The following is a 284-nucleotide window of genomic DNA, read 5'->3' as shown; positions in this document are numbered from 1 at the left end:
GAGCGCACCGTCCGCGTCGGCGGCAAGAACTCGATCTTCGTGCCGATGTATGGCGCGCCCTATGTGCGCGACCTCGACAACAAGCGGCGCTACGGCACGCTCAACGACCTGAACAATTTCCACAAGCTCGCCTACATGGCGCCGGCGCTGCATTCGTCGAGCTCGATCATCTGCGAGCCGATGGAGATCCCGGTGCCGAAGCGGCACCTCCACATCATCCATTCGGCGCTCAAGCACTCCGACAAGCCGTTCATGGGCTCGCTCCTTCGACGTCACGATGCCCA

At 62.7% G+C, this 284-nt stretch carries 1 protein-coding gene; it reads left to right on the top strand.

Features of this window, described 5'->3' with window-relative positions; genetic code table 11:
* Positions 1–284 (top strand): trimethylamine methyltransferase family protein (locus EN807_RS34920; protein WP_189522718.1); only part of this gene is annotated, 284 nt, incomplete at both ends.

Origin of the sequence: Mesorhizobium sp. M5C.F.Ca.ET.164.01.1.1, assembly GCF_004792125.1 — a bacterium.
GTDB classification, from domain to species: Bacteria; Pseudomonadota; Alphaproteobacteria; order Rhizobiales; family Rhizobiaceae; genus Mesorhizobium; species Mesorhizobium wenxiniae.
The sequence above is the reverse complement of the archived record's forward strand: the minus strand, read 5'-3'. Positions and strand labels throughout refer to the sequence as shown.